At 75.4% G+C, this 20982-nt stretch carries 18 protein-coding genes and 2 tRNA genes; 13 read left to right on the top strand and 7 right to left on the bottom strand.

Features of this window, described 5'->3' with window-relative positions; translation table 11 throughout:
- Positions 1–16: 16 nt before the first annotated feature.
- Positions 17–823, bottom strand: a complete 807-nt coding sequence (locus BLU55_RS11240; protein WP_197680964.1) for a GTPase domain-containing protein — start codon at positions 821–823, stop codon at positions 17–19.
- Positions 824–1026: 203 nt separating this feature from the next.
- Here BLU55_RS11240 and BLU55_RS19920 point away from each other — a divergent pair, with 203 nt between their 5' ends.
- A complete protein-coding gene (locus BLU55_RS19920) occupies positions 1027–2070 on the top strand; it encodes a TfoX/Sxy family protein (RefSeq protein WP_231916832.1) in 1044 nt (347 codons plus the stop codon).
- A 145-nt stretch (positions 2071–2215) separates the two neighbouring features.
- On the top strand, positions 2216–3577 hold the full coding sequence (gene mptB / locus BLU55_RS11230; RefSeq protein WP_157682829.1) for a polyprenol phosphomannose-dependent alpha 1,6 mannosyltransferase MptB: 1362 nt from the start codon (positions 2216–2218) through the stop codon (positions 3575–3577).
- On the opposite strand, the gene BLU55_RS11225 is transcribed toward mptB, so the two are convergent.
- Positions 3538–4680, bottom strand: a complete 1143-nt coding sequence (locus tag BLU55_RS11225; RefSeq protein ID WP_091733772.1) for a glycosyltransferase — start codon at positions 4678–4680, stop codon at positions 3538–3540. The two genes, mptB and BLU55_RS11225, sit on opposite strands and share 40 nt — an antisense overlap.
- A 184-nt stretch (positions 4681–4864) precedes the next feature.
- Between BLU55_RS11225 and BLU55_RS11220 the strand changes: the two genes are divergently transcribed.
- Positions 4865–5839: a GNAT family N-acetyltransferase gene (locus tag BLU55_RS11220; RefSeq protein ID WP_157682828.1), complete on the top strand. Its 975-nt coding sequence runs from the start codon at positions 4865–4867 to the stop codon at positions 5837–5839.
- On the opposite strand, the gene BLU55_RS11215 is transcribed toward BLU55_RS11220, so the two are convergent.
- The gene (locus tag BLU55_RS11215; protein ID WP_091729635.1) at positions 5836–6597 is read right to left on the bottom strand and encodes a sulfite exporter TauE/SafE family protein; all 762 of its coding nucleotides are present in this window, start codon (positions 6595–6597) and stop codon (positions 5836–5838) included. The two genes, BLU55_RS11220 and BLU55_RS11215, sit on opposite strands and share 4 nt — an antisense overlap.
- Entirely contained in the window at positions 6594–7307 is a 714-nt protein-coding gene (locus BLU55_RS11210) for a FadR/GntR family transcriptional regulator (protein ID WP_091729633.1), read from the bottom strand. Before BLU55_RS11210 ends, BLU55_RS11215 begins: the two co-directional genes overlap by 4 nt.
- A gap of 112 nt (positions 7308–7419) precedes the next feature.
- On the opposite strand from BLU55_RS11210, the gene BLU55_RS11205 reads away from it, so the two are divergent.
- The 4 genes from BLU55_RS11205 to BLU55_RS11190 all read left to right on the top strand — a co-directional run bounded on the left by BLU55_RS11205 (position 7420) and on the right by BLU55_RS11190 (position 13082).
- A complete protein-coding gene (locus BLU55_RS11205; RefSeq protein ID WP_091729630.1) occupies positions 7420–8745 on the top strand; it encodes an SLC13 family permease in 1326 nt (441 codons plus the stop codon).
- A 5-nt stretch (positions 8746–8750) separates the two neighbouring features.
- Complete coding sequence (locus BLU55_RS11200; protein WP_231916831.1) at positions 8751–9944, top strand: CaiB/BaiF CoA transferase family protein; 1194 nt, start codon at positions 8751–8753, stop codon at positions 9942–9944.
- Complete coding sequence (locus BLU55_RS11195; RefSeq protein WP_091729625.1) at positions 9941–11371, top strand: carboxyl transferase domain-containing protein; 1431 nt, start codon at positions 9941–9943, stop codon at positions 11369–11371. Before BLU55_RS11200 ends, BLU55_RS11195 begins: the two co-directional genes overlap by 4 nt.
- A gap of 214 nt (positions 11372–11585) precedes the next feature.
- Positions 11586–13082 carry a DEAD/DEAH box helicase gene (locus tag BLU55_RS11190; protein ID WP_091729621.1) on the top strand — a complete coding sequence of 499 codons (1497 nt, stop codon included), beginning with the start codon at positions 11586–11588 and terminating at the stop codon, positions 13080–13082.
- A gap of 60 nt (positions 13083–13142) precedes the next feature.
- Here BLU55_RS11190 and BLU55_RS11185 read toward each other — a convergent pair whose 3' ends face one another.
- A complete protein-coding gene (locus BLU55_RS11185) occupies positions 13143–15161 on the bottom strand; it encodes an alpha/beta hydrolase family protein (protein WP_091729618.1) in 2019 nt (672 codons plus the stop codon).
- 36 nt (positions 15162–15197) lie between these two features.
- On the opposite strand from BLU55_RS11185, the gene BLU55_RS11180 reads away from it, so the two are divergent.
- Genes BLU55_RS11180 through BLU55_RS11170 form a run of 3 tightly spaced genes read left to right on the top strand, consistent with a single transcriptional unit; the run spans position 15198 to position 17679 of the window.
- Positions 15198–16106: a pirin family protein gene (locus tag BLU55_RS11180; protein WP_091729615.1), complete on the top strand. Its 909-nt coding sequence runs from the start codon at positions 15198–15200 to the stop codon at positions 16104–16106.
- 56 nt (positions 16107–16162) lie between these two features.
- Positions 16163–17086 carry a homocysteine S-methyltransferase family protein gene (locus tag BLU55_RS11175; protein ID WP_197680963.1) on the top strand — a complete coding sequence of 308 codons (924 nt, stop codon included), beginning with the start codon at positions 16163–16165 and terminating at the stop codon, positions 17084–17086.
- Positions 17083–17679 (top strand): DNA-3-methyladenine glycosylase I, encoded by a 597-nt coding sequence (locus BLU55_RS11170; RefSeq protein WP_091729612.1) that lies wholly within the window; start codon positions 17083–17085, stop codon positions 17677–17679. The genes BLU55_RS11175 and BLU55_RS11170 overlap by 4 nt, the downstream gene beginning before the upstream one ends.
- On the opposite strand, the gene BLU55_RS11165 is transcribed toward BLU55_RS11170, so the two are convergent.
- Both BLU55_RS11165 and BLU55_RS11160 read right to left on the bottom strand, forming a co-directional pair.
- Positions 17676–19541 carry an MDR family MFS transporter gene (locus tag BLU55_RS11165; RefSeq protein WP_091729609.1) on the bottom strand — a complete coding sequence of 622 codons (1866 nt, stop codon included), beginning with the start codon at positions 19539–19541 and terminating at the stop codon, positions 17676–17678. The two genes, BLU55_RS11170 and BLU55_RS11165, sit on opposite strands and share 4 nt — an antisense overlap.
- A gap of 121 nt (positions 19542–19662) precedes the next feature.
- Positions 19663–20421, bottom strand: a complete 759-nt coding sequence (locus tag BLU55_RS11160) for a 2-phosphosulfolactate phosphatase (RefSeq protein ID WP_091729607.1) — start codon at positions 20419–20421, stop codon at positions 19663–19665.
- Positions 20422–20512: 91 nt separating this feature from the next.
- On the opposite strand from BLU55_RS11160, the gene BLU55_RS11155 reads away from it, so the two are divergent.
- The 3 genes from BLU55_RS11155 to rpmG all read left to right on the top strand — a co-directional run bounded on the left by BLU55_RS11155 (position 20513) and on the right by rpmG (position 20909).
- A tRNA-Thr gene (locus BLU55_RS11155) sits at positions 20513–20585 on the top strand.
- A 35-nt stretch (positions 20586–20620) separates the two neighbouring features.
- Positions 20621–20694 (top strand) — tRNA-Met (locus BLU55_RS11150).
- Positions 20695–20738: 44 nt separating this feature from the next.
- On the top strand, positions 20739–20909 hold the full coding sequence (rpmG, locus tag BLU55_RS11145; protein ID WP_056536155.1) for a 50S ribosomal protein L33: 171 nt from the start codon (positions 20739–20741) through the stop codon (positions 20907–20909).
- Positions 20910–20982 lie beyond the last annotated feature (73 nt).

The following is a 20982-nucleotide window of genomic DNA, read 5'->3' as shown; positions in this document are numbered from 1 at the left end:
CTGCGGTCGGGCCGGCTCAGACGTGGCCGCTGAGCTGCTCCATCCGGACCGCGAGGGCGTCGACGAGGGCCGTGGCGCCCTTGGTGGACACGGCGGCCTTGCGGTCGCCACCCCGGCTCGAGACCGGGAGCACGTCGATCGAGAGCTTCGCCCCGCCGGCGAGGGCGCGCAGCTCGTCGAGCTTGTCGCCGAAGGGGGAGCCGCTGCCGGGGGAGTAGTAGCGCACGACGTCGTCGAGGTCGTCGGCGTACAGGTCGACCTTGGTGACCGCGACGACCAGCCAGATCGGCCGGTCCCGGCGCACGGCCATGGAGGCGATGCGGTGCGAGGTGATGACCCAGTCCTCGAGCTCCGCGGCCAGCTGCTGCTCGCGGGTGGCGGTGCCCGAGCCGGTGGTGCCGGCCGTGCGCCGCGGGGTGGCGTGGCCGTTGGCGACCACGTGGATGACGCCGTCGACCGGCTCGTCGTGGAAGACCTCGTCCAGCGCGCCGAGACGGGTGGCGGCGTTGTCGCCGGGCACGACGAGGAACCGGAAGCCGTGGAGCCGGCGCGAGCGGCGGGTGCGTCGCTCCATGGTGGCCGAGCCGACCTCGGCGACGCCCTCGCCCGAGGTGCGCCGGGACAGGCGGTCGGCGAGCTGGGTCTTGCCGACGCCGGTCATGCCCGTGACCGCCACCGTCGGGTAGCGCCGCCGCAGCACCCGCCCGATCCGGTCGGGCGCCGTGGCCAGGCGGGTCAGCACGGTGCCGGCGACGGTCGCGCCCAGCGCGGTGCGGCCCGACGTCGGCATGATCGTGCGGATGCGGTCGGTGCTGCGGGACACGGGGCCTCCTGGGCCTGGGGGCTCGGCGGGACGGAGCGCGGGGCGGGCTGGAGCGGTCGAGCCTACGGTCGAGGGGCCACGCGGACGTACACCTCGGGGGCTGGTGGGGTTCCGACGGTCTCCTCAGCGCGAGGTGTACGTCGCCGTGGCCGTGCCTTCTCGGGAAGTCGATGCTCCCGCCTCTGGGCGGGCAGACTCGCGACGTGCGCATCGGGACGTGGAACCTGGAGGGCCGGTGGGACGAACGTGACCGCGACCTGCTCCGGGAGATGGATTGTGACCTCTTGTTGCTGACCGAGGTCCGGCGAGGCACTCGGCTCGACGACCACGAGGTCCACCTGACGGCCGGCGACATGGCCGGGGGCCGCGCGTGGGCTGCCGTGGCCTCGCGAGCCGCGGACCTGGAGCCGCGACCGGACCCCCACGGCGCCTCGGCCATGGCCGTGGTCGACGGGGTGGGGACCTGCTGCTCGTCGATCCTCCCGTGGCGCAGCTGCGGGACGCGCGCGCCGTGGGTCGGGGCGACGACGGCCGAGCGCACCGCCGAAGCCGTCGCGTCCGTCGAGGCAGCGGGTCCGGTCGTCTGGGGCGGGGACTGGAACAACGCGCTGCGCGGGCCCGACTGGAGCGGCTCGAGGTCGGGTCGCGACCGCATCAGGGAAGCGGTGCGGCGGCTCGGGCTGGTGGTGCCGACCTCGGCGCTGCCGCACCACCTGCCCGACCTGTGCAGCATCGACCACATCGGCGTCCCGGAGGCCTGGGAGCGTGGCGGCGCGGCCCGCATCGCGGCCGAGCGGGAGGGTCGGCGGATCTCGGACCACGACGCCTACGTCGTCGAGGTCGCCGTCCCCCAGCCTGACCTCTGGTCGGGGACGGCGGAGCGGGGGCACCCTGGACCCATGGCGTACGACGTGGAGCTCGCGGACCGGGTCCGCGACGTGCTGGAGACCACCGACGAGCTCGACGTGCCGAGCGAGGTCCGCGAGAAGAAGATGTTCGGCGGGCTGGCGTTCCTCGTCGAGGACCACATGGCCGTGGCGGTGAGCGGGCAGGGCGGCCTGATGCTGCGGGTCGAGCCCGAGCAGGGGGCGGCGCTGCTGGCCGAGCCCGGGGTCGAGCCGATGGTGATGCGCGGGCGCGCCATGGGCGGCTGGCTGCGGGTGACCCCCGAGGCGTGCGAGGGGGAGGCCCTGCGCCGCTGGGTGGAGGTCGGGCTGGCCGGGGTGCGGGCGCTGCCGGGGGAGTGAGCCGCGGCGGCCCGCCCCTGGCGCGCAGCTGCAGGGTCGCCGGGCGGGCGCCCTCGTCCGCGAGCAGCAGCGCGTCCGTGCAGGCGCCGCGTCCCCGTCGCGTCGGCGTCACGCTGCGGACGCCTGGGTGGGGTGGGCTGGGCCGGTGCTGCGTCGAGGTGTCGTGGGGTCCCTGCTGGTGCTGGTCGCGTCGCTGCTGACGCCGTGGGCCGCCACGACGTCGCTGCGGATGGCCGCGCTGCTGGTGGTGCTGACCGGGCTGGGACTGCTGGGGTCGGCGTGGCTGGCGCTGTGCGCGGCGGCGGCGCGGGGCGAGGCCGACCTGGCCGTGGTGCGGCGGGCGGTGGTCTGGTGGTCGGCGCCGCTGGTGCTCGCGCCGCCGCTGTTCAGCCGGGACGGCTGGAGCTACGTCGCGCAGGGGCTGCTCACCCACCTCGACCTGTCGCCGTACGTGTGGACGCCGAGCGTGCTCGACGGGCCGGCGGGCGAGCTGGTGGACCCGATGTGGCGGTGGACGCCGACGCCGTACGGGCCGGTGCCGCTGCTGTGGGGCGACCTGGTCGCCGACCTGACGAGCGAGCCTCACCTGCTGCTGCTCGGCTACCGCCTGCTGGCCCTGCTGGGCCTGGCGCTGCTGGTGTGGGCGCTCCCGCGGCTGGCCCGGTGGGACGGCGTCGACCCGGCGCGCGCCGCGGCTCTGGCGCTGCCCAGCCCGCTGCTCGTGGCGCACGGCGTCGGCGGCCTGCACCACGACCTGCTGGTGGTGGGGCTCGTGGCCGCGGCGCTGGTGCTGGCCCGCCGCCACGGCTGGCTGCTGGGCTCGGTGGTGGCCGGGCTCGCGCTCGCGGTCAAGCTGCCCGGCGTGCTGGCCTGCGTCGGCGTCGCGCTGGTGACGCTGCCGGTCGCCGCACCGCTGGCGGCGCGGCTGGCGCGGCTCGCGGCCTCGGGGCTGGTCGCGGGCCTGGTGGTGGTGCTGGCCGGCGTCCCCCGGGGCCTGGGCCTGGGGTGGGTGGAGGCGCTCGGCGTGCCGGGCGTGGTGCTGACCCCGCTCTCGGCGCCGGCCATGCTCGGGCTGCTGGTGGGCGAGGTCGACGCGGTGCGCCTGGTGGCGCAGCTGCTGGCCGTCGGGCTGGTGCTCGCCGTCGCGCTGCGGACGCCGACGGGCTCGCCGGCCGCGGCCCTGCGCGCCACCGTGCTGGCGCTGCTGGCCGTGCTGGTGCTGAGCCCGGCGGTCCACCTCTGGTACCTGCTGTGGGTGCTGCCACTGGCCGCCGCCCTGCGGATGCCGGCCCGGCTGCGGTTGCTGACCGTGGTGCTGGGCCTCGTCGGAGGCCTGGCCGCGCCGCTCGACTCGTCGCTGCACGGCCTCTACCTCGTGGTCCTCGGCGGCACCGCGGCCTTCGCCCTGCTCACCGCCGCCCTGCTCGGTGCCCCCGCGCACCGGCTGCGGGTGGCGGCCGCCGCGGGTCAGGCGGTGACGGTGCCCGAGAGCCGGCGACCGGGCTGAGCGTGCACCGCGAGCATGGAGCGGACCGTCGCGCTCCAGGGGTACGCCGTGGCGCGTCGTCGCGCCCCCGCCTCCCGCTCGGCGCGGGGTCGCGCGAGCAGGGTGGTCGCCGCGTCGGCCAGCGCGGCCGGGGTCGGCTCGCCCCAGGCGCCGCTGCCGGCGTCGACCAGCTCGCGGGCGCCGCCACGGTCGCAGGTGAGGACCGGGGTGCCGGAGGCGAGCGCCTCCAGGACGGCCAGCCCGAAGGTCTCCCCGGGACACACCGACAGCGCCAGGTCGGCCCCGGCCAGGGCCCGGGCCACGAGGCGCCGGTCGCCGACGTGGCCGTGCAGGTGGACCGGGGCGTCCCCGGCGATCGCGACGAGCTCGTGGCGGTGCGGTCCGGCGCCGTACACGTCCAGGCGGAGGGGCAGGCCGCGCCGCCACAGCTCGACGGCGGTCGCCACCGCGAGGTGCGGGCTCTTCTCCCGGGACAGCCGGCCGACGTGGACGAGGCGCACGACGTCGTCCCGCCCGCGACCGGGCGGCGCCGAGGCGGGGGCGAACGTCTCCAGGTCGACCCCGAGCGGCACCGTCACCAGCGGCGTCCCCGCGCGCAGCGCCGCGGGCTCGAACTCCGCCCGCGCGAAGCCGGAGGTCACCACGATCGTGTCGACGGCCCGCGCCAGGCGCCGGTCGAGCACCCGCACGGACGACTCGATGCCCGTGCCGAGCCCGGCGCCCGCGCCGGTGCGCAGCGTCAGCATCGCGTCGAGACGCTCGTGCGACAGCAGCACGCTGGGGGTGCCGCGACGCCGCGCCCAGCGCGCCACCGGGAACAGGCTCCACTTGTCCGACAGCTCGACCGACGTCGGGCCGAACTCCTCGAGCGCCGCCGTGATCCGCCACGGGTCGACGACCAGCCGGTAGCCGCCGCCCACCTGCGGCGCCCGGAGACGCACGACGGTCCCGGCGGCCGACTCCTCCACCGCGTCGAACGGTCCCGGGACGACGAGCAGCCGCTCGTGCCCCGCCGCGACGTAGCCCCGGCCCAGGGCGTCGAGCACCGTCTTGACCCCGCCCGAGGTGGGACCGACGAAGTTGGCGACCTGGGCGATGCGCATCCGGCCAGCGTGCGCGGCCCGGCTGAACGGCGCGCGACGCGCAGGTGGTCGGCCCGCCACCGCGCGACGCACGCTGGGTGCGGGCGGCCGTCCCGTGGACGTCGGGGTGTGGAGGACGCCGGGGCGGGGCATGCTGACCTGGTTGCCGTCGGCAATCGGGTGATCGACAGGGAGCGTGGTCGGGGTGCTGCTCGTCGGGACGGGCGACGCCCGGGTGCGCTGGTCGCGCCGCACGCCGGCCGACTGGGACCGCGAGCTCGGGCGCTGGGCCGGGGCCACGGCCTTTCACGAGGCGGCCTTCCTGACGGCGTTCGCGGACCTGCGGGGCTGGCGGCTGGAGCTGCTGGCGGCCGAGGTCGCGGGCGAGGCCGTCGGCCTGGTGCCGCTGCTGCTGGCGCGGCGCGGGCCCGTCCGGGTGCCGGCCCCGACGCCCTTCCCGTTCCTGGGTCCGGTCGTCGACGACCACCACCTGCGGGCGGTCGTGGCCGCGGCGGGAGGCTGGGCCGGGCGCCGCGGGGCGGTGGCGCTGCGGGTGGACCGGCGCTCGCCGACGCCGGCGCAGGTGCTGCTGCTGGAGGACGCCGGCGTGGAGGTCGGGTCGCCGCGCACCTGGGTGGTCGACCTCGGCCCGGGCGACCCCGCCGCGGCGTACAACCGCAACACGCGACGCGCGCTGCGCACCGCCGAGCAGGCGGGCGTCACCGTCGGCCCGGTCGACGCGGCGACGGCCGCGCGGGTGCTGCCGCAGCTGCTGGGCGAGGCGTACGCCGCCCACGGCGCCTCCGACCCGTACGCCGCGCTCGGCCCCGCCGGGTGGGAGCGGCTGGTCGCCTCGCACCCCGGGGCCCTCGTCCACGCGGCGCACCTCGACGGGCGCTGCGTCGGCGTGCTGGTCACGCTGGTGCGCGACCGGACGGCGTACGTCTGGGTGGGCGGGTGCCTGCGCGAGGTCCGCGACGCCCGGGCCAACTTCGCGCTGCACGCCCACGTCCTCGACGAGGTGGCCCGCCGGGGCTGCACCAGCGCGGACCTGGTGGGCGAGGTCGACGAGCGGGTGGCGCGGTTCAAGGCCGGGCTCGGCGCGCGGCCGGAGCCGTTCGTGCTCGGGATGCGGCCCACGGCGCCGGTCCGCCTGGCCCGTCGGGTGGCGGGCCGCTAGCGCACGAGCAGCAGCACGCCCGCCGTGACGCCGGCCAGGACGACCAGCGTGCGGAAGACCGCGTCGGGCAGCCGGCGGCCGACGTGGGCGCCGACGTAGCCCCCGACGACCGAGCCCGCGGCGAGCAGCACGATGACCGGCCAGTCGAGCGGCGCGAAGACGAGGAACACCAGGGTCGCGACGACGTTGGCCGACATGATGGCCAGCGTCTTGAGGGCGTTGACGACCGTGAACGGCAGGTCGAGCCCGAAGCCGAGGACGGCCACCATCATCACGCCCGAGCCGGCCCCGAAGTAGCCGCCGTACACGCCGGTGAGCGCCGAGAAGCCCAGCGTGGTCCGCGACATCTCGACGCGGTCGGCCGCCCCGACGTGGCGGGCACGGACGCGGCGCGAGATCCGGGGCTGGACGCCGACCAGGACGCTGGTGCCGAGGATCAGCCACGGCACCACCGCCTCGAAGACACCCGGTGGCAGCGCGAGCAGCAACGTGGCGCCCAGGACCGAGCCGGCCGCGCACGACGCCAGCACGACCAGGGTCAGGCGGGGGTGCAGGCGCAGCTCGTGGCGGTAGCCGAACGAGCCGCCCACCCCCGCCCCGACCATGCCGACGGTGTTGGAGGCGTTCGCGGTGACCGGGGGCAGACCGACCGCGAGCAGCACCGGGAAGCTGAGCAGCGAGGCCACGCCGACCGTCGAGGTCAGCACGCCGGCGCCGAGGCCGGCGGCGAGGACGGCGACCTGCTCCCAGCCGCTCACCCGGCCTCGGGCTCGCGCAGCAGTGCGACGTCGCTGACCATCGTCACGTGGTCGTGCATCGCGGCGGCCGCGGCCGCGGGGTCTCCGGCGCGGATCGCGTCGGCGACGGCCCGGTGGCCCGCGAGCGAGGCGCGGGGGCGGTCGGGCTGCGACAGCGACTCCAGCCGGGTCTCGCGGATCAGCTCGGAGATCTCCTCCATCAGCCGGGCGAGCAGCAGCGAGTGGGCGGCGGCCGTGACGGCGCCGTGGAACTGCTCGTCGCCCTGCACGCCGCGCCCGCCGGCCTCGACGTCGGCGGCCATGCCGGCCAGCGCGGCTTCGATGCGCTCCAGGTCCTCGGGGGTGCGTCGCGTGGCGGCGAGGGCCGCGAGCTTGGTCTCGAGCGCGTCGCGGGTGTCGATGATCTCCGGCAGCCGGTCGGCGTGGGCCCGGATGGCCTCGACGGTGCGGGCCGAGCCCGCCTCGGTCACCACCGTGCCGTCGCCGTGCCGCACGGCCACCACGCCGATGACCTCGAGCGCGACCAGCGCCTGGCTCAGGGTCGCCCGGCTGACGCCGAGCCGGGTCGCCAGCTCGCGCTCGGGCGGGATCCGGTCGCCGGCCCGCAGGCCGTTGTCGGCGATCCAGGTGGTGATCTGCTCGGCCACCTGCTCGTAGAGCCGGCTGCGGTTCAGCCGGCCGGGGAAGGCAGCGGGGGAGCGCTCGGTCATGACCCGAGTCTATTGACAACTGGCCTGTTGGGCTATTGGCTAGGCCACTGATCCAGTACGTGACCCGGCTCACACGGGTCGCCTGGCAACGGAGAAGATAGGTGGTCGGTCGATGGGACCGGAATGGGTGGCGATCCTCGCCCTGGTAGCACTGTTCGTGATCGGCACGCTGCTGCCGATCAACATGGGAGCGCTGGCGTACGTCGCCGCGTGGCTGGTCGGGATGTACGCCCTCGACCTCGACGAGAAGACGATCCTGGGGGGCGTCAGCGGTGACCTGATCCTCACCCTGATCGGGGTGACGTACCTGTTCGCGATCGCGCGCAACAACGGCACGGTCGACCTGATCGTGCGCAGCGCGGTCCGCGCCGTCGGCGGGCGCGTGGCGCTGATCCCGTGGGTGATGTTCTTCGTGACCGCGCTGCTGACCGCCATCGGCGCCGCCAGCCCGGCCGCCTGCGCGATCATCGGCCCGATCGCCCTCGGCTTCGCCGGTCGCTACCGGATCAGCCCGCTGATGATGGGCATGATGGTCGTCCACGGCGCCCAGGCCGGTGGGTTCTCGCCGATCAGCATCTACGGCACCATCACCAACTCGGTGATGGAGGGCGCCGGGCTGCCCTCCAGCGAGATCGCGGTCTTCCTCGCCAGCCTGGTCGTCAACTTCATCCTCGCGCTGGTCCTCTTCGTCGCCCTCGGCGGCCGCTCCCTGATGAGCCAGCGGCTCGACCCCGAGGACCCCGACACCCTGTCCGACGACCTGCACCGCGGGGGCGCCACGATCCCGCAGCGCGGCTACGGCACCTCGACCGCCACCGGCACGAAGACCGCCAACCCCGGCGTCCGCCACGACCAGGTGCTCACGCTCGTCGCCTTCGTCGCGGTGGCCGTGATCGCGCTGGCCTTCGACAAGAACATCGGCTTCGTGGCCATCACGGCCGCGGTCATCCTCAACATGCTCGCCCCGAACCAGCACAAGGAGGCGGTCAAGCAGATCGCCTGGCCCACCGTGCTCCTGGTCGCCGGCGTCAGCACCTACGCCACGGTGCTCACCACCGCGAAGGCGCCGGAGTTCGTCGGCACCTGGGCCGCGGGCCTCGGAGCAGCCGCGATCGGCGCGCTGATCCTGTGCTACGTCGGCGGTGTGGTCTCGGCCTTCGCCTCGTCGACCGCGCTGCTGCCCGTGATCATCCCGATCGCGGTGCCGCTGATCGCGGACGGCGGCATCAACGCGGCCCTGTTCGTCGCGGCGCTGGCGGTGTCGTCCACCATCGTGGACGTGAGCCCCTTCTCGACCAACGGTGCGCTGATGCTGGCCAACCGGCCCGACACCGTGGAGGAGCCCGTCTACTACAAGCAGATCCTGACCTACGGCGTGCTCGTCACCCTGGTCGGACCCCTCCTCGTGTGGGCAGCCCTGGTGCTGCCGGGATGGTGAACCCCGTGACCGACCCCTCCGCAGGACCCCTCTCCGACGTCCTGGTCGTCGACCTCTCCCGCGCCCTGGCCGGGCCCCACGCCACGATGATGCTGGGCGACCTCGGTGCCCGGGTCGTCAAGGTCGAGGCCCCGGGCCACGGCGACGACACCCGTGGCTGGGGGCCCCCGTTCGTGGGCCCCGACGACGACCGCCAGTCGACGTACTTCCTCTCGGCCAACCGCAACAAGGAGTCGATCACCCTCGACCTCAAGGCGAAGGCGGACCGCGAGGTGCTGCTGCAGCTCGTCGACCGTGCCGACGTCCTGGTCGAGAACTTCCGCACCGGGGTCCTCGAGCGGCTCGGGCTGGGCTTCGAGCTGCTCCAGCAGCGCAACCCGCGGCTGGTCGTGCTGTCGATCACCGGCTTTGGCCACGACGGGCCCGAGGGCGGGCGCGCGGGCTACGACCAGATCGCGCAGGGCGAGGCGGGCCTGATGTCGCTGACCGGCTCCGGTCCCGAGGACCCGCAGCGCGTCGGCGTGCCGATCGCCGACCTGCTCTCGGGCATGTACGGCGCCTACGGCGTGCTCGCCGCGCTGCACGAGCGCGACCGCACCGGCGTCGGCACGGTCGTGCGGACCTCGCTGCTGGCCGCCACCGTCGGGGTGCACGCCTTCCAGGGCACCCGCTGGACCGTGGCCGGGGAGGTCGGCCGGGCCCAGGGCAACCACCACCCGTCGATCACGCCGTACGGCCTGTTCCACTGCCGCGACGGTGCCGTGCAGATCTCGGTCGGCAGCGAGGGCCTGTGGAAGCGGCTGTGCGCCGGCTTCGGGCTCGACCCCGCCACCGAGGGCGTGGCCACCAACCCCGAGCGGGTCGGCCACCGCGACCGCGTGATCGCGCTGGTGGAGGAGGTCTTCGCCGACTGGGACGCCGAGCCGCTGCTGGCCAGGCTCGCCGAGATCGGCGTGCCCGCGGGCAAGGTCCGCACCATGGACGAGGTCTACGCCTGGGACCAGGTCGCCAGCCAGGGCCTGCTCGTCGACGTCGAGCACGCGGTCCTGGGGAAGGTCCAGCTGCCCGGCCCGCCGCTCCGGTTCTTCGACGCCGAGGGCGCCGAGGTCACCCGCACCGGCCACGCGGCGCCCCCCACCCTCGACCAGCACGGGCAGTCGGTCCGGGACTGGCTGGCCGAGGGGACGCAGCCGTCGTGACCCGTCGCTGGGGGGCCCAGGAGCTGGTCGACCTCGTCCTGGACGCCGGGTCCTTCGACTCGTGGGACGAGCCGGTGGACGTGTCCGGCCACGCGCCGGCGTACCGCGCCGAGCTCGAGGCGGCGGCGGTCAAGTCGGGGTGCGACGAGTCGGTCACGACCGGCCGCGGGCTGGTCCGCGGCCGTCCCGTGGCCGTCGTGGTCAACGAGTTCCGCTTCCTCGGCGGGTCGATCGGGATGGCCGCGGCCCACCGGATCGTGGCCGCCGTGCGCCGCGCGACCGCGGAGGGGCTGCCGCTGCTGGCCACCACCGCCTCGGGCGGGACCCGGATGCAGGAGGGCACGCCCGCCTTCTGGCAGATGGCCGAGATCTCCCGGGCCGTGATGGCCCACCGGGCCGCCGGGCTGCCGTACCTGGTGCACCTGCGTCACCCCACGACCGGCGGCGTCTTCGCCTCCTGGGGGTCGCTGGGCCACGTGACCGTCGCCGAGCCCGGTGCCCTGGTCGGCTTCCTGGGGCCCAAGGTCTTCGAGGCGCTCAACGGCACCGCCTTCCCCGAGGGCGTGCAGCGCGCGGAGAACCTCGTGGCCCACGGCATCATCGACGCGGTCGTGGCCACCGAGGACCTGCCCGAGCTGGTCGACCGGACCCTGGCCGTGCTCGTGGACCCCGCGGTGCCGCCGTCGCTGGAGGTCCGCGGGGGCGTGGCGGAGCCGCGCCCGGTCTGGGAGTCGGTCGGGCTCACCCGCTCCGAGGACCGGCTGGGGGTGCGCGAGCTGCTGCGGCACGCCGCCACCGACACGCTGCCGCTCGGCGGGACCGAGGAGGGCGAGCGCGACGCCTCGGTCATCGTGGCGCTGACCCGCCTCGACGGCCGGCCGTGCGTCCTGGTCGGCCAGGACCGGCTGCGCCAGACCGCCACCACCCCCCTCGGCCCGGCCGCGCTGCGCCAGGCCCGGCGCGGGATGCGGCTCGCCGAGGAGCTGCGGCTGCCGCTGGTCACGGTCGTGGACACCCCCGGCGCCGAGCTCTCGCAGGCCGCGGAGGAGGGAGCCGTCGCGGGCGAGATCGCCCGCTGCATCGCGGCGATCTCCACGCTGCAGGTGCCCACCGTCTCGGTCGTCCTGGGGCAGGGCTGCGGCGGCGGCGCGCTCGCGCTGCTGCCCGCCCAGCGGGTGCTCGCCACCAGCAACGCCTGGCTCTCGCCGCTGCCGCCGGAGGGGGCCAGCGTGATCCGCCACGGCGACCTCGACCACGCGGCCGAGATGGCCGAGGCGCAGGGCGTCGACGCCGCCTCCCTGCTGCGGGCGGGCATCGTGCACGCCGTCGTGCCCGAGCGGGTCGACGACGGGCACGCCTCGCTGGCCCGGGCCGTGGGGGCTGCGGTCTCGCACGCGCTGGTCGAGCTGGCCGACACCGGGGCGTGACCGCCGTCACGCGTTTCCGCTCGATTGGGGCGAACCGGTCCCGTTGCCCTACGCTGGCAGCACTAGGACCGTTCGTCCCACCTCGGTCCTGACGCGTGTCGCAGCTCCTCACCCGCCGTTCGCGGGGGTCGTGCTCCACGCCGCCGGACTCCTCGACCACCCAGGTCGGCACGGCTGAGGTGGGGCCCACACGAACTCAGAGAGCGGTTCCTCCTTGTCTACCTCCTTCACCGGCCTCGGCCTGCCCACGAACCTCGCCGAGGCGCTCGCCGCGGGCGGGATCACCGAGCCCACCCCCATCCAGGCGGCCACGCTGCCCGACTCCCTCAAGGGTCGCGACGTCCTCGGCCGCGGTCGCACCGGCTCCGGCAAGACGCTGGCCTTCCTGCTGCCGCTGGTGACCCGCCTGGCCGCGACCGCCGGGCGTCGTACGCCGCGCAAGCCGCGGGCCCTGATCCTCGCCCCGACCCGCGAGCTGGTGAACCAGATCGACGAGGCGCTGACCCCCCTCGCCGACCTGCACCGCCTCACCACCCGCACCGTGTTCGGCGGCGTGGGCCAGAACCCCCAGGTCCGCGCCCTGCGCGACGGCGTCGACGTCGTCATCGCCTGCCCCGGCCGCCTCGAGGACCTCATCCAGCAGGGCTTCGCCGACCTCAGCCAGGTCGAGATCACCATCCTCGACGAGGCCGACCACATGGCCGACCTCGGCTTCCTGCCCGCCGTGCGCCGCCTGCTCGACGCCACCCCGCGCGGTGGCCAGCGGATGCTGTTCTCGGCCACGCTCGACAACGCCGTCGGCGTCCTGGTCAAGCGCTTCCTGGTCGACCCGGCCGTCCACGAGGCCGACTCGGCGCAGTCGCCCGTCTCCAAGATGGACCACCACGTCCTGCACCTGCCCCGCGAGCAGCGCCTGCCCGTGCTGGTCGACCTCACCAGCGCGCCCAACAGCCGCACCGTGGTCTTCACCCGCACCAAGCACGGCGCCAAGGCGCTCGCCCGCCAGCTCAACTCCAACGGCGTGCCCGCGGTCGAGCTGCACGGCAACCTCGCCCAGAACGCCCGCACCCGCAACATGGACCACTTCCACGCGGGCCGGGCCACGACGCTGGTCGCCACCGACATCGCCGCCCGCGGCATCCACGTCGACGACGTCACCCTCGTCGTCCACGCCGACCCGCCGGCCGAGCACAAGGCCTACCTGCACCGCTCGGGCCGCACCGCCCGCGCCGGTGCCGCCGGCACGGTCGTCACGCTGATGACCGACCAGCAGGTCCGCGACGTGCGCGACCTGACCCGCGCGGCCGGCATCAAGCCGACCACCACCAAGATCGGCGGCCCCTCGCACGCCCTGCTCCAGGAGCTCGCCCCCGGCGAGCGCGTCCTGGTCGAGGGCGGCCTCAAGGACGAGCGCCCCGCGGTCCAGCAGGGCGGTGGCGGCGGCGGCCGACGCAGCGGTGGCGGCGGGACCGGTGGCGGTCGTCGTCGCGGCGGTCGCTCCGGCGCGGCCACGTCCAGCACCGGCGGCCAGGGCGGCGGCAACGGCGGCGGGGGCCGCTCCGGCGGCCGCGGCCAGTCGGCGCCGAAGTCCGGCTCGCGTCCCCAGGGCGGCGGCTCCGGCGGCTCGCGCGGTCGTCGCGCGGGCGCCCCCGCGGCCAGCGGCGGCTCGCACAGCGCGGCGTCGTTCAGCCGCGGCCAGCGTCCCCGCTGACCCCAGCACCTCCCACCCGGCCCGGACCGCACTCGTGCGGCCCGGGCCGGGTGCGTCTGCTCAGAGGTTCTCGACCACCAGCGGCTCGAGGTCGTCGGCGGGGTCGAACCCCCACAGCTGGCCGAGGAAGCTGAGCTCCATCTCGGCGGCCCGGACGATGTGGGCCGGGTCGCGGAACCCGTGGCCCTCGCCGGGGAAGACCACCAGCGCGACCGGCAGCCGCTGCTCGCGCAGCGACGCGGCCATCACCTCCGCCTGGGAGGGCGGCACCACCCGGTCCTCGGCGCCCTGGAGCAGCAGCAGCGGCGCGCGGATGCCGTCGACGTGGTGCAGCGGCGAGCGCTCCTCGTAGGTCGCCCGCGCGGCCGGCCACGGCCCGATGAGGCCGTCGAGGTAGCGCGACTCCATCTTGTGGGTCTCCTGGGCCAGCAGCGACGGGTCGGAGACGCCGAAGTAGCTGATGCCGGCCGAGAAGGTGTCGTGGAAGGCGAGCGCGGCGAGCACGACGTACCCGCCCGCGGAGCCGCCCCGCACCCCCATCCGGGTGCCGTCGACGACCCCGGTGTCCGCGAGGTGCCGAGCACCCGCGACGACGTCCTCGATGTCGGCGACGCCCCACCGGCCGCGCAGCCGCTCGCGGTAGGCGCGGCCGTAGCCCGTCGACCCCGCGTAGTTGACGTCGAGCACCGCGATGCCGCGCGAGGTGAAGAAGGCGTACGCCGCCCGCGGCACCGTCGTGGTCGCCGACGTCGGCCCGCCGTGGGCCACCACGACCAGCGGCGGCAGCTCGTCGGCGGGGCCGGTGACCTCGGGGTGGGTGGGCCGGTGCAGGAAGCCGTGGGCCGTGTCGCCCGCGTGGCCGGTCCAGCTGACCGGCTCCGCGACGGCGACGTGCGCGGGGTCAGGGACGGTGCCGCGCGTGGCCACGATCTCGAGCCGAGCGGCGTCGCCGTCGACCGCGACGACGACCGCGGCGAACCCGGTCTCGACGAGGCCCGCGTCGGCCACCAGGCCCGCGGGGTGGGTCGCCAGGCCCGAGACGGCCACCAGCGGCAGGTCGAGGTCGGTGACCGACCCGGGCGCGGCCGGGTCCAGGACGGACAGCCGCAGCACGCCCTCGACGGTGCGGGCGGTGGCCACGCGCCCGTCGGGCAGCGGCGCGAGGGTGCGCATCCGGAACTGCCAGCCCGGCAGGCCGTGCTCGCTGTCGGCGGGGGCCAGGGCCACGGGGGCGTCGTCGCCGGCGAGGTCGAGCAGGTGCGGCACCGCACGGTCGTCGGGGTCGGTGAGGAGCACCAGCCGGTCGGCGTCGAGCCACACCGGCGTGCCGGCGGTGCGGCCCAGGTCGGTGCCCGCGCCCGCGACCGCCCGGGCCGAGGTGGGCCGGCCCCCGGCGTCGAGGTCGGCCACGACGACCGTGGCGGCGTCCCAGGGCATGGCCGGGTGCGACCACTGCGCCCAGGCGAGCCGGCGGCCGTCGGGCGAGAGCGCCGGGTCGGCGACGAAGTCGGGCAGGGCGGGGTCACCCGCGTCGTCGGCGTCGGGCCGCGGCAGCGACCGCCGGCGGCCGGGCACGACGACCTCGCCGAACCCGGGCTCGCCGGTGGGCTCCAGCGGCAGCCGCACCAGCTCGTTGACCGGCTCCGCGGCCGGGTCGCGGTGGTCCTCGCGGACCACGACGACCACGCCGCGCTCCAGGTCGATCTCCGGGGCGGCCCAGCGCACTGCTGCGTCCGCCGTGCCGCCGCTGAGCGGACGGGGGTGGCCGTCCAGGCGCCACAGCTGCTGGGTGGAGAGGTCGACGGCCACGACGACGCCGCCGCGCGCGGCGTACGCCCCGCCGCCGTACTCGTGGACGCGGGAGCGCACCGACATCCAGTCGGGGGAGAGGTCGGTGACGGTGCCGTCCGCGTCGCGTCGCCGCAGGATCACCCGGGCCCCGCTCTCGGGCGTGGTGGTGAGCCAGTGGACGGCGCCGCCGTCGACGACGGGCTCGGCCGGGACCCCACCGCCGGCGACCAGGTCGGCCGGGGAGACGGGGGAGGGCCAGGAGCCGAAGGGGAGCACGTGGGGAGCCATGAGCCCATCCTGGTCCCTGGGTGGCACCCTGGGGTCATGGAGGTCCTGACGCCGCGTGACGTGCCCCTGGGGGGCCTGCGGGCCATGACCGTGCGCCGCACCCTCCCGCAGCGCCAGCGCACCCTCATCGGGGCGTGGTGCTTCGTCGACCACTACGGGCCCGACGACGTCGACGCCTCCGGCGGCATGGTCGTGCCGCCGCACCCGCACACCGGGCTGCAGACGGTGAGCTGGCTGTTCACCGGGGAGATCGAGCACCGCGACTCGGCGGGGCACCACGCGCTGGTGCGTCCCGGCGAGGTCAACCTGATGACCGCGGGCCGCGGCATCAGCCACAGCGAGTACTCCACCCCCGGCACGACGCAGCTCCACGGCGCCCAGCTGTGGCTGGCGCTGCCCGACGGCGAGCGCCAGGTCGACCCGACCTTCGAGCACCACGCGCCGGAGCCGGTGTCCGGGCCCGGCTGGGAGGCACGCGTCTTCCTCGGGTCGCTGCTCGGCTCGACCTCGCCGGTGCGCACCTTCAGCCCCCTGCTCGGCGCCGAGCTGGTGCTCGCCGCCGGCACGACGCTCAGCGTCCCGGTCGACCCCGCCTTCGAGCTCGGGCTGCTGGTCGACACCGGCACGGTGCGGGTCGACGGCGAGCCGCTGGCCCGCGCGGAGCTGGGGTTCCAGGCGCCCGGAGCCTCCACGCTGGAGCTCGCCGCGCAGGAGGAGGACGCGCGGCTGCTGCTGCTCGGCGGCCCGCCGTTCGGCGAGAAGATCGTGATGTGGTGGAACTTCATCGGCCGCGACCACGACGAGATCGTCGCCTACCGGCGCCAGTGGGAGGGCCGCCTCGACGCCGGTGACGACTCCCGCTTCGAGCTGCCGGCCGACGACCCCCTGGAGGCCCTCCACGCCCCGGTGCTGCCCGGCGTGCGGCTGGTGCAGCGGGGCCCCTGACCCGGCGCGGGCCGCGAGCGGGTGCCCGTGGCGGTGCGGGGTCCTAGGCTCGGCGGGTGAGCACCTCCGAGCGACCCGCGCCGTCCACCCTGTCCGACCTCGCCGCCCGCGGTGTCGTGCTGGTCGACGGGGGGATGGGCACCCTGCTGCAGGACATGGGCCTCGACGACGGCGGCTCCGGGGAGCTGTGGAACCTCGACCGCCCCGACGCCGTGCGCGACGCCCACCGCGCCTACGCCGAGTCCGGCGCCCGGGTGCTGACCACCAACACCTTCGGCGGCACCCGCCCGCGCCTGGAGATGCACGGGCTCGGCGACATGGTCCACCAGCTCAACGAGGCCGGCGCGCGCCTGGCCCGCAAGGAGGCCGACCGGGTCGGGGCGCTGGTGGCGGGCGACGTCGGCCCGACCGGAGAGCTGCTCTTCCCGCTCGGCACCCTCGACGCCGAGGCGGCGACCGCGCTGTTCGTCGAGCAGATCCAGGGCCTGGTCGCCGGCGGCATCGACCTGGTGCTGGTGGAGACCATGAGCGACGCGGCCGAGGCCGAGGCGGCCGTCGAGGCGGCCCACCGGGTCGCGCCCGGGCTCCCGGTCGTGGTGACGTTCAGCTTCGACACCAACCTGCACACCATGATGGGCGTCGACCCGGCCACCGCCGTGACCCGGATGGCCGCCGCGGGCGTCGACGCGGTCGGGGCCAACTGCGGCCGCGGCCCGGGCGAGATGGAGGCGATCGCCGCGGCCATGGTGGCGGCGCGCGACGCCCTGCCCGAGCCCGGCCTGCTGCTGGTGGCCCAGTCCAACGCCGGGCTGCCGCAGGTGGTCGGCGACCACTTCGAGTACGACGCGACGCCCGACGACATGGCCACCCACGCCGTCGCGCTGCGCGACCTCGGCGTCGATCTCGTCGGTGCCTGCTGCGGGTCGACCCCGGGCCACGTCGCCGCGATGTCGCAGGCCTTCGGGGCCAGCCCGGCATGAGCGACCCCGGGGTCGACGGCACCGAGCTGGGGGAGGACGGCGTCCGCCGCTGCCCCTGGGCGGCCGCCCCGGGCACGATGCGCGACTACCACGACACCGAGTGGGGTCGCCCGGTCACCGACGAGCGCGGCCTGTTCGAGCGGCTGTGCCTCGAGGGCTTCCAGGCCGGCCTGTCCTGGTCGACGATCCTCCACAAGCGCGAGCGGTTCCGCGAGGTGTTCCACGGCTTCGAGGTCGACGCCGTGGCCGCCATGGACGAGGGGGACGTCGAGCGGCTGATGGGCGACACCGGCATCGTGCGCAACCGGGCCAAGATCGAGGCCACGCTGCGCAACGCCCGCGCCACCGTCGCGCTGCGGTCGCAGGAGGGCCTGGTCGCGCTCGTCGCGGCGTACGCCCCCGAGACCGATCCCGAGCCACGGGTGCCGGCCGAGGTGCCGACCACCTCGCCGGGCTCGGCCGCGCTGTCGAAGGAGCTGCGCCGCCGTGGCTTCTCCTTCGTCGGCCCGACCACGATGCACGCGCTGATGGAGGCCACCGGCCTCGTGGACACCCACCTGGTCGGCTGCCACGTGCGCGGGGTCGCCCGCTAGGACGCCGCGTGCCGCCCGCCGCCGGGCGCGGGGGCGCCGGCGTCGACGGCGGTGTCGGCGCGGTGGGCCCCGACCGTGCCCGGGGACCCCGCGGACGCGGCGGCCCCGGCGCTCGACCCGCCGGCTGCGGCACCGGCGCCGGGCGCGGCTCCCGCCCCGGCCTCGCCCTCGGCCCGTGCGGCCGCGCTGGCCGAGGTGCTGCGCAGCTCGACCGCGGGCATCAGGTTGAGGACCAGGAAGGCGAGCAGCATCACGATGCCGCCGCCGAGCAGCACCATGCTCATGGAGTCGGAGAACCCGACCTGGAAGGGGTGCGCCACCAGGTCGCTCATCCGGCCGATGATCGAGGAGTCGTTCTGCACCTGGCCGAAGACGCCGCTGCCCTGGCCGGGGTTCTGCAGCGCGGAGAGCACCTGCTCGTCGACCTGGCCCTGCGGGATGCGGCCCTCGGAGGCCGCCTGCTGCAGCTCGGGGCCGGCGGCGCGGAACGCCTTCTGGATGTTCTCGCCCAGGGTGCTGAACAGCAGCGAGAGGAAGATCGCGACGCCGAGCGTGCCGCCGAGCTGGCGGAAGAACGTCGCCGAGCTGGTGGCGACGCCGATCTCGCGGGGCGGGACGGCGTTCTGCACGATGATCGTCAGCGGCTGCATGCACTGGCCGAGGCCGAGGCCGAGGAACAGCATCCCGGCCATCACCCACAGCAGGCTGGTGTCGGCCGAGACGAACGACAGCGCGATCATCGCCACGCCCGCCATGCCGGAGCCGATGATGGGGAAGATCCGGATGGTGCCGGTGCGGGAGGTGATCTGGCCGGTGACGATGCCGGCGCTCATCATGCCGAGCACCATCGGCAGCATCATCAGGCCGGCCTCGGTGGGCGAGGCGCCGTGCACGATCTGCATGTACTGCGGCAGCACCGTGATCGCGCCGAACATCGCCGCGCCCACGATCACGCTGGCGCCGATGACGACGGCCGCGGCACGCAGCTTGAAGATCCGCAGCGGGATCAGGGCGTCGTCGCCCATGTGGCGCTCGGCCGCGACGAAGGCCGCCACGCCCGCCAGCCCGATGACGTACGCCGCCAGCGAGCGACCGGAGGTCCATCCCCACTCGCGACCCTGCTCGGCCACGGTCAGCAGCGGCACCAGGGCGACGACCAGGGCGGTGGCGCCCATCCAGTCGATGCGGGCCTCGCGGCGCACGTGGTGCAGGTGGAGGTTCTTGGTCACCACGAACAGCGCGGCGATGCCGATCGGCACGTTGATGAGGAAGACCCAGCGCCAGCCGGTGAAGCCCAGGATCGTGTCCTGCCCCGCGAACAGGCCGCCGGCGACCGGGCCGAGCACGCTCGAGGTGGCGAACACGGCCATGAAGTAGCCGGTGTACTTCGCGCGCTCCCGGGGGCTGACGATGTCGCCGATGATGGCCAGCACCAGCGTGAACAGCCCGCCGGCGCCGAGGCCCTGCAGCGCCCGCAGCGCGGCCAGGTTCCACATGGAGGTCGCGAACGAGCAGGCGGCCGAGCCGATGACGAACAGCGTGATGGCGAACAGGAACAGCTTCTTGCGGCCGTAGAGGTCGCCCAGCTTGCCGTAGATCGGCGTCGTGATCGTCGAGGTGATCAGGTACGCCGTGGTGACCCACGCCTGGGCCGAGAGGCCCTGCAGGTCGTCGGCGATGGTGCGGATCGAGGTGCTGACGATCGACTGGTCCAGCGCGGCCAGGAACATGCCGAGGAGCAGGCCCGAGAGGATCGTGAGGATCTGCGCGTGGGTGTACTCCTCGCCTGCCGGTGCGGCCCCCTCGGGCGGGGTGGTAGCGCTGGGCTGGGCGGCGTCGGGACGCGGGGCGGTGGCCGTCACGGGCGGGCTCTCCTGAGGGATCGGTGCGGGGTGGCGGCCCCCCGGAGCGGCGGCCCCTCCCAGGTTAGTTGCTCGGCGCAAGCACCGCTGCCGGACCGCCGCACCCGCCGCTCGCCCGACCTCAGGCGGGGGCGAAGACGCCCGCGTCGAGCACCGGGACGAGCGTGCTCGAGCCCGTCTCGAGCGCCACCTCGACGTCGGCGGCGAACCCCATCTGGTCGAGCTCCACCCCGCTGCGCGAGCGACGCACGCGGTCGGCGAGCCGGTCCCCGGCGTCGGCGTACGCCGCCACGGCGGCCTCGGCCTCCCCGTCGGGCTCGCGGGTGCTCCGGGCGGCGGCCAGCACCGCCCCGGCGCCCAGCAGGTCCTCCAGGGCCGGTCGCAGGCTGTCGTCGCCCCAGCGCTCCCCGGCGGCCACCACGACGGCGTCGCCGGGCTGCTCGGCCAGCCAGGCGCCGACCGCGACGGCGTTGCGCAGGCAGCCGGCGGCGACCACCACGTCGGCGTCGGCCAGCGCCGCGCAGATCGTCGAGCCGTTGGGGGAGGGCAGCACGAGGCGTCGTACGCCCCCGGAGCGCCGCAGGCTGGTCGGCGAGAGGCTCACCTCGCCCGGCCCGGCGGCGAGCCGGCGGCGGGCGAGGGTGGCGCCGTGCTGCAGGGCGTACGCCGCGGCCGACCCCTCCCAGGCGTGCGGGAGCACCTCGATGCCCAGGTCGGCGGCCACGCTGACGGTCGTGCTGAAGCTGAGGACGTCGACCACCACGGCGGTGCGCACGCCCTCCTCGACGGCGGCCAGCGCACCCGCCACGCCCCAGGTCGCGAGCAGCCGCCGGGGCGGCTCGTCGGCCCTCCGTGGGGGCGGCGGCGGGCTGCTCGTCATGGCTGTGTCCTGACGTCGGAGGGGCAGGAACGGGCCGATTTCATCTATCGGCCCACGCCTGTGTATTCTGCTCGTCGGCCCGAGAGGTCGTGCCCCTTTAGCTCAGTCGGCAGAGCGTCTCCATGGTAAGGAGAAGGTCTACGGTTCGATTCCGTAAAGGGGCTCTGGGAATGACCGCGGTGACGCGGTGGTTGCCCGGGGCGGGGTAGCTCAGCTGGTTAGAGCGCACGACTCATAATCGTGAGGTCGCGGGATCGAGTCCCGCCCCCGCTACTCACTCGTCATTCACAGCATCAAGCAGGGAAGAAGGCACGCGCGTGGCCAGCAAGAGCTCCGACGTCCGCCCCAAGATCACCTTGGCGTGCGTGGACTGCAAGGAACGCAACTACATCACCAAGAAGAACCGTCGCAACGACCCCGACCGCATGGAGCTGAAGAAGTTCTGCCCGCGCTGCCGCACGCACACCGCGCACCGCGAGACCCGCTGAACCCAGCAGTCCCACCGCATCGAGCGGCTCCGGCCTTGCCGGGGCCGCTCGTCGCGTTCCGGGCCTCCTCCGC

Source organism: Nocardioides scoriae, assembly GCF_900104965.1.
GTDB classification, from domain to species: Bacteria; Actinomycetota; Actinomycetes; order Propionibacteriales; family Nocardioidaceae; genus Marmoricola; species Marmoricola scoriae.
Note: the sequence above shows the minus strand (reverse complement) of the source record. Positions and strands in the feature narration are given on the sequence as shown.

Coding starts and splice junctions, on each gene's coding strand:
- BLU55_RS11225 (WP_091733772.1), bottom strand. CDS start 4,680: ATGCGCATCGCCCAGGTCGCCAACTTCGTCGGTCCCACCTCGGGCGGG.
- BLU55_RS11210 (WP_091729633.1), bottom strand. CDS start 7,307: ATGACCGAGCGCTCCCCCGCTGCCTTCCCCGGCCGGCTGAACCGCAGC.
- BLU55_RS11205 (WP_091729630.1), top strand. CDS start 7,420: ATGGGACCGGAATGGGTGGCGATCCTCGCCCTGGTAGCACTGTTCGTG.
- BLU55_RS11185 (WP_091729618.1), bottom strand. CDS start 15,161: ATGGCTCCCCACGTGCTCCCCTTCGGCTCCTGGCCCTCCCCCGTCTCC.
- BLU55_RS11180 (WP_091729615.1), top strand. CDS start 15,198: ATGGAGGTCCTGACGCCGCGTGACGTGCCCCTGGGGGGCCTGCGGGCC.
- BLU55_RS11170 (WP_091729612.1), top strand. CDS start 17,083: ATGAGCGACCCCGGGGTCGACGGCACCGAGCTGGGGGAGGACGGCGTC.
- BLU55_RS11160 (WP_091729607.1), bottom strand. CDS start 20,421: ATGACGAGCAGCCCGCCGCCGCCCCCACGGAGGGCCGACGAGCCGCCC.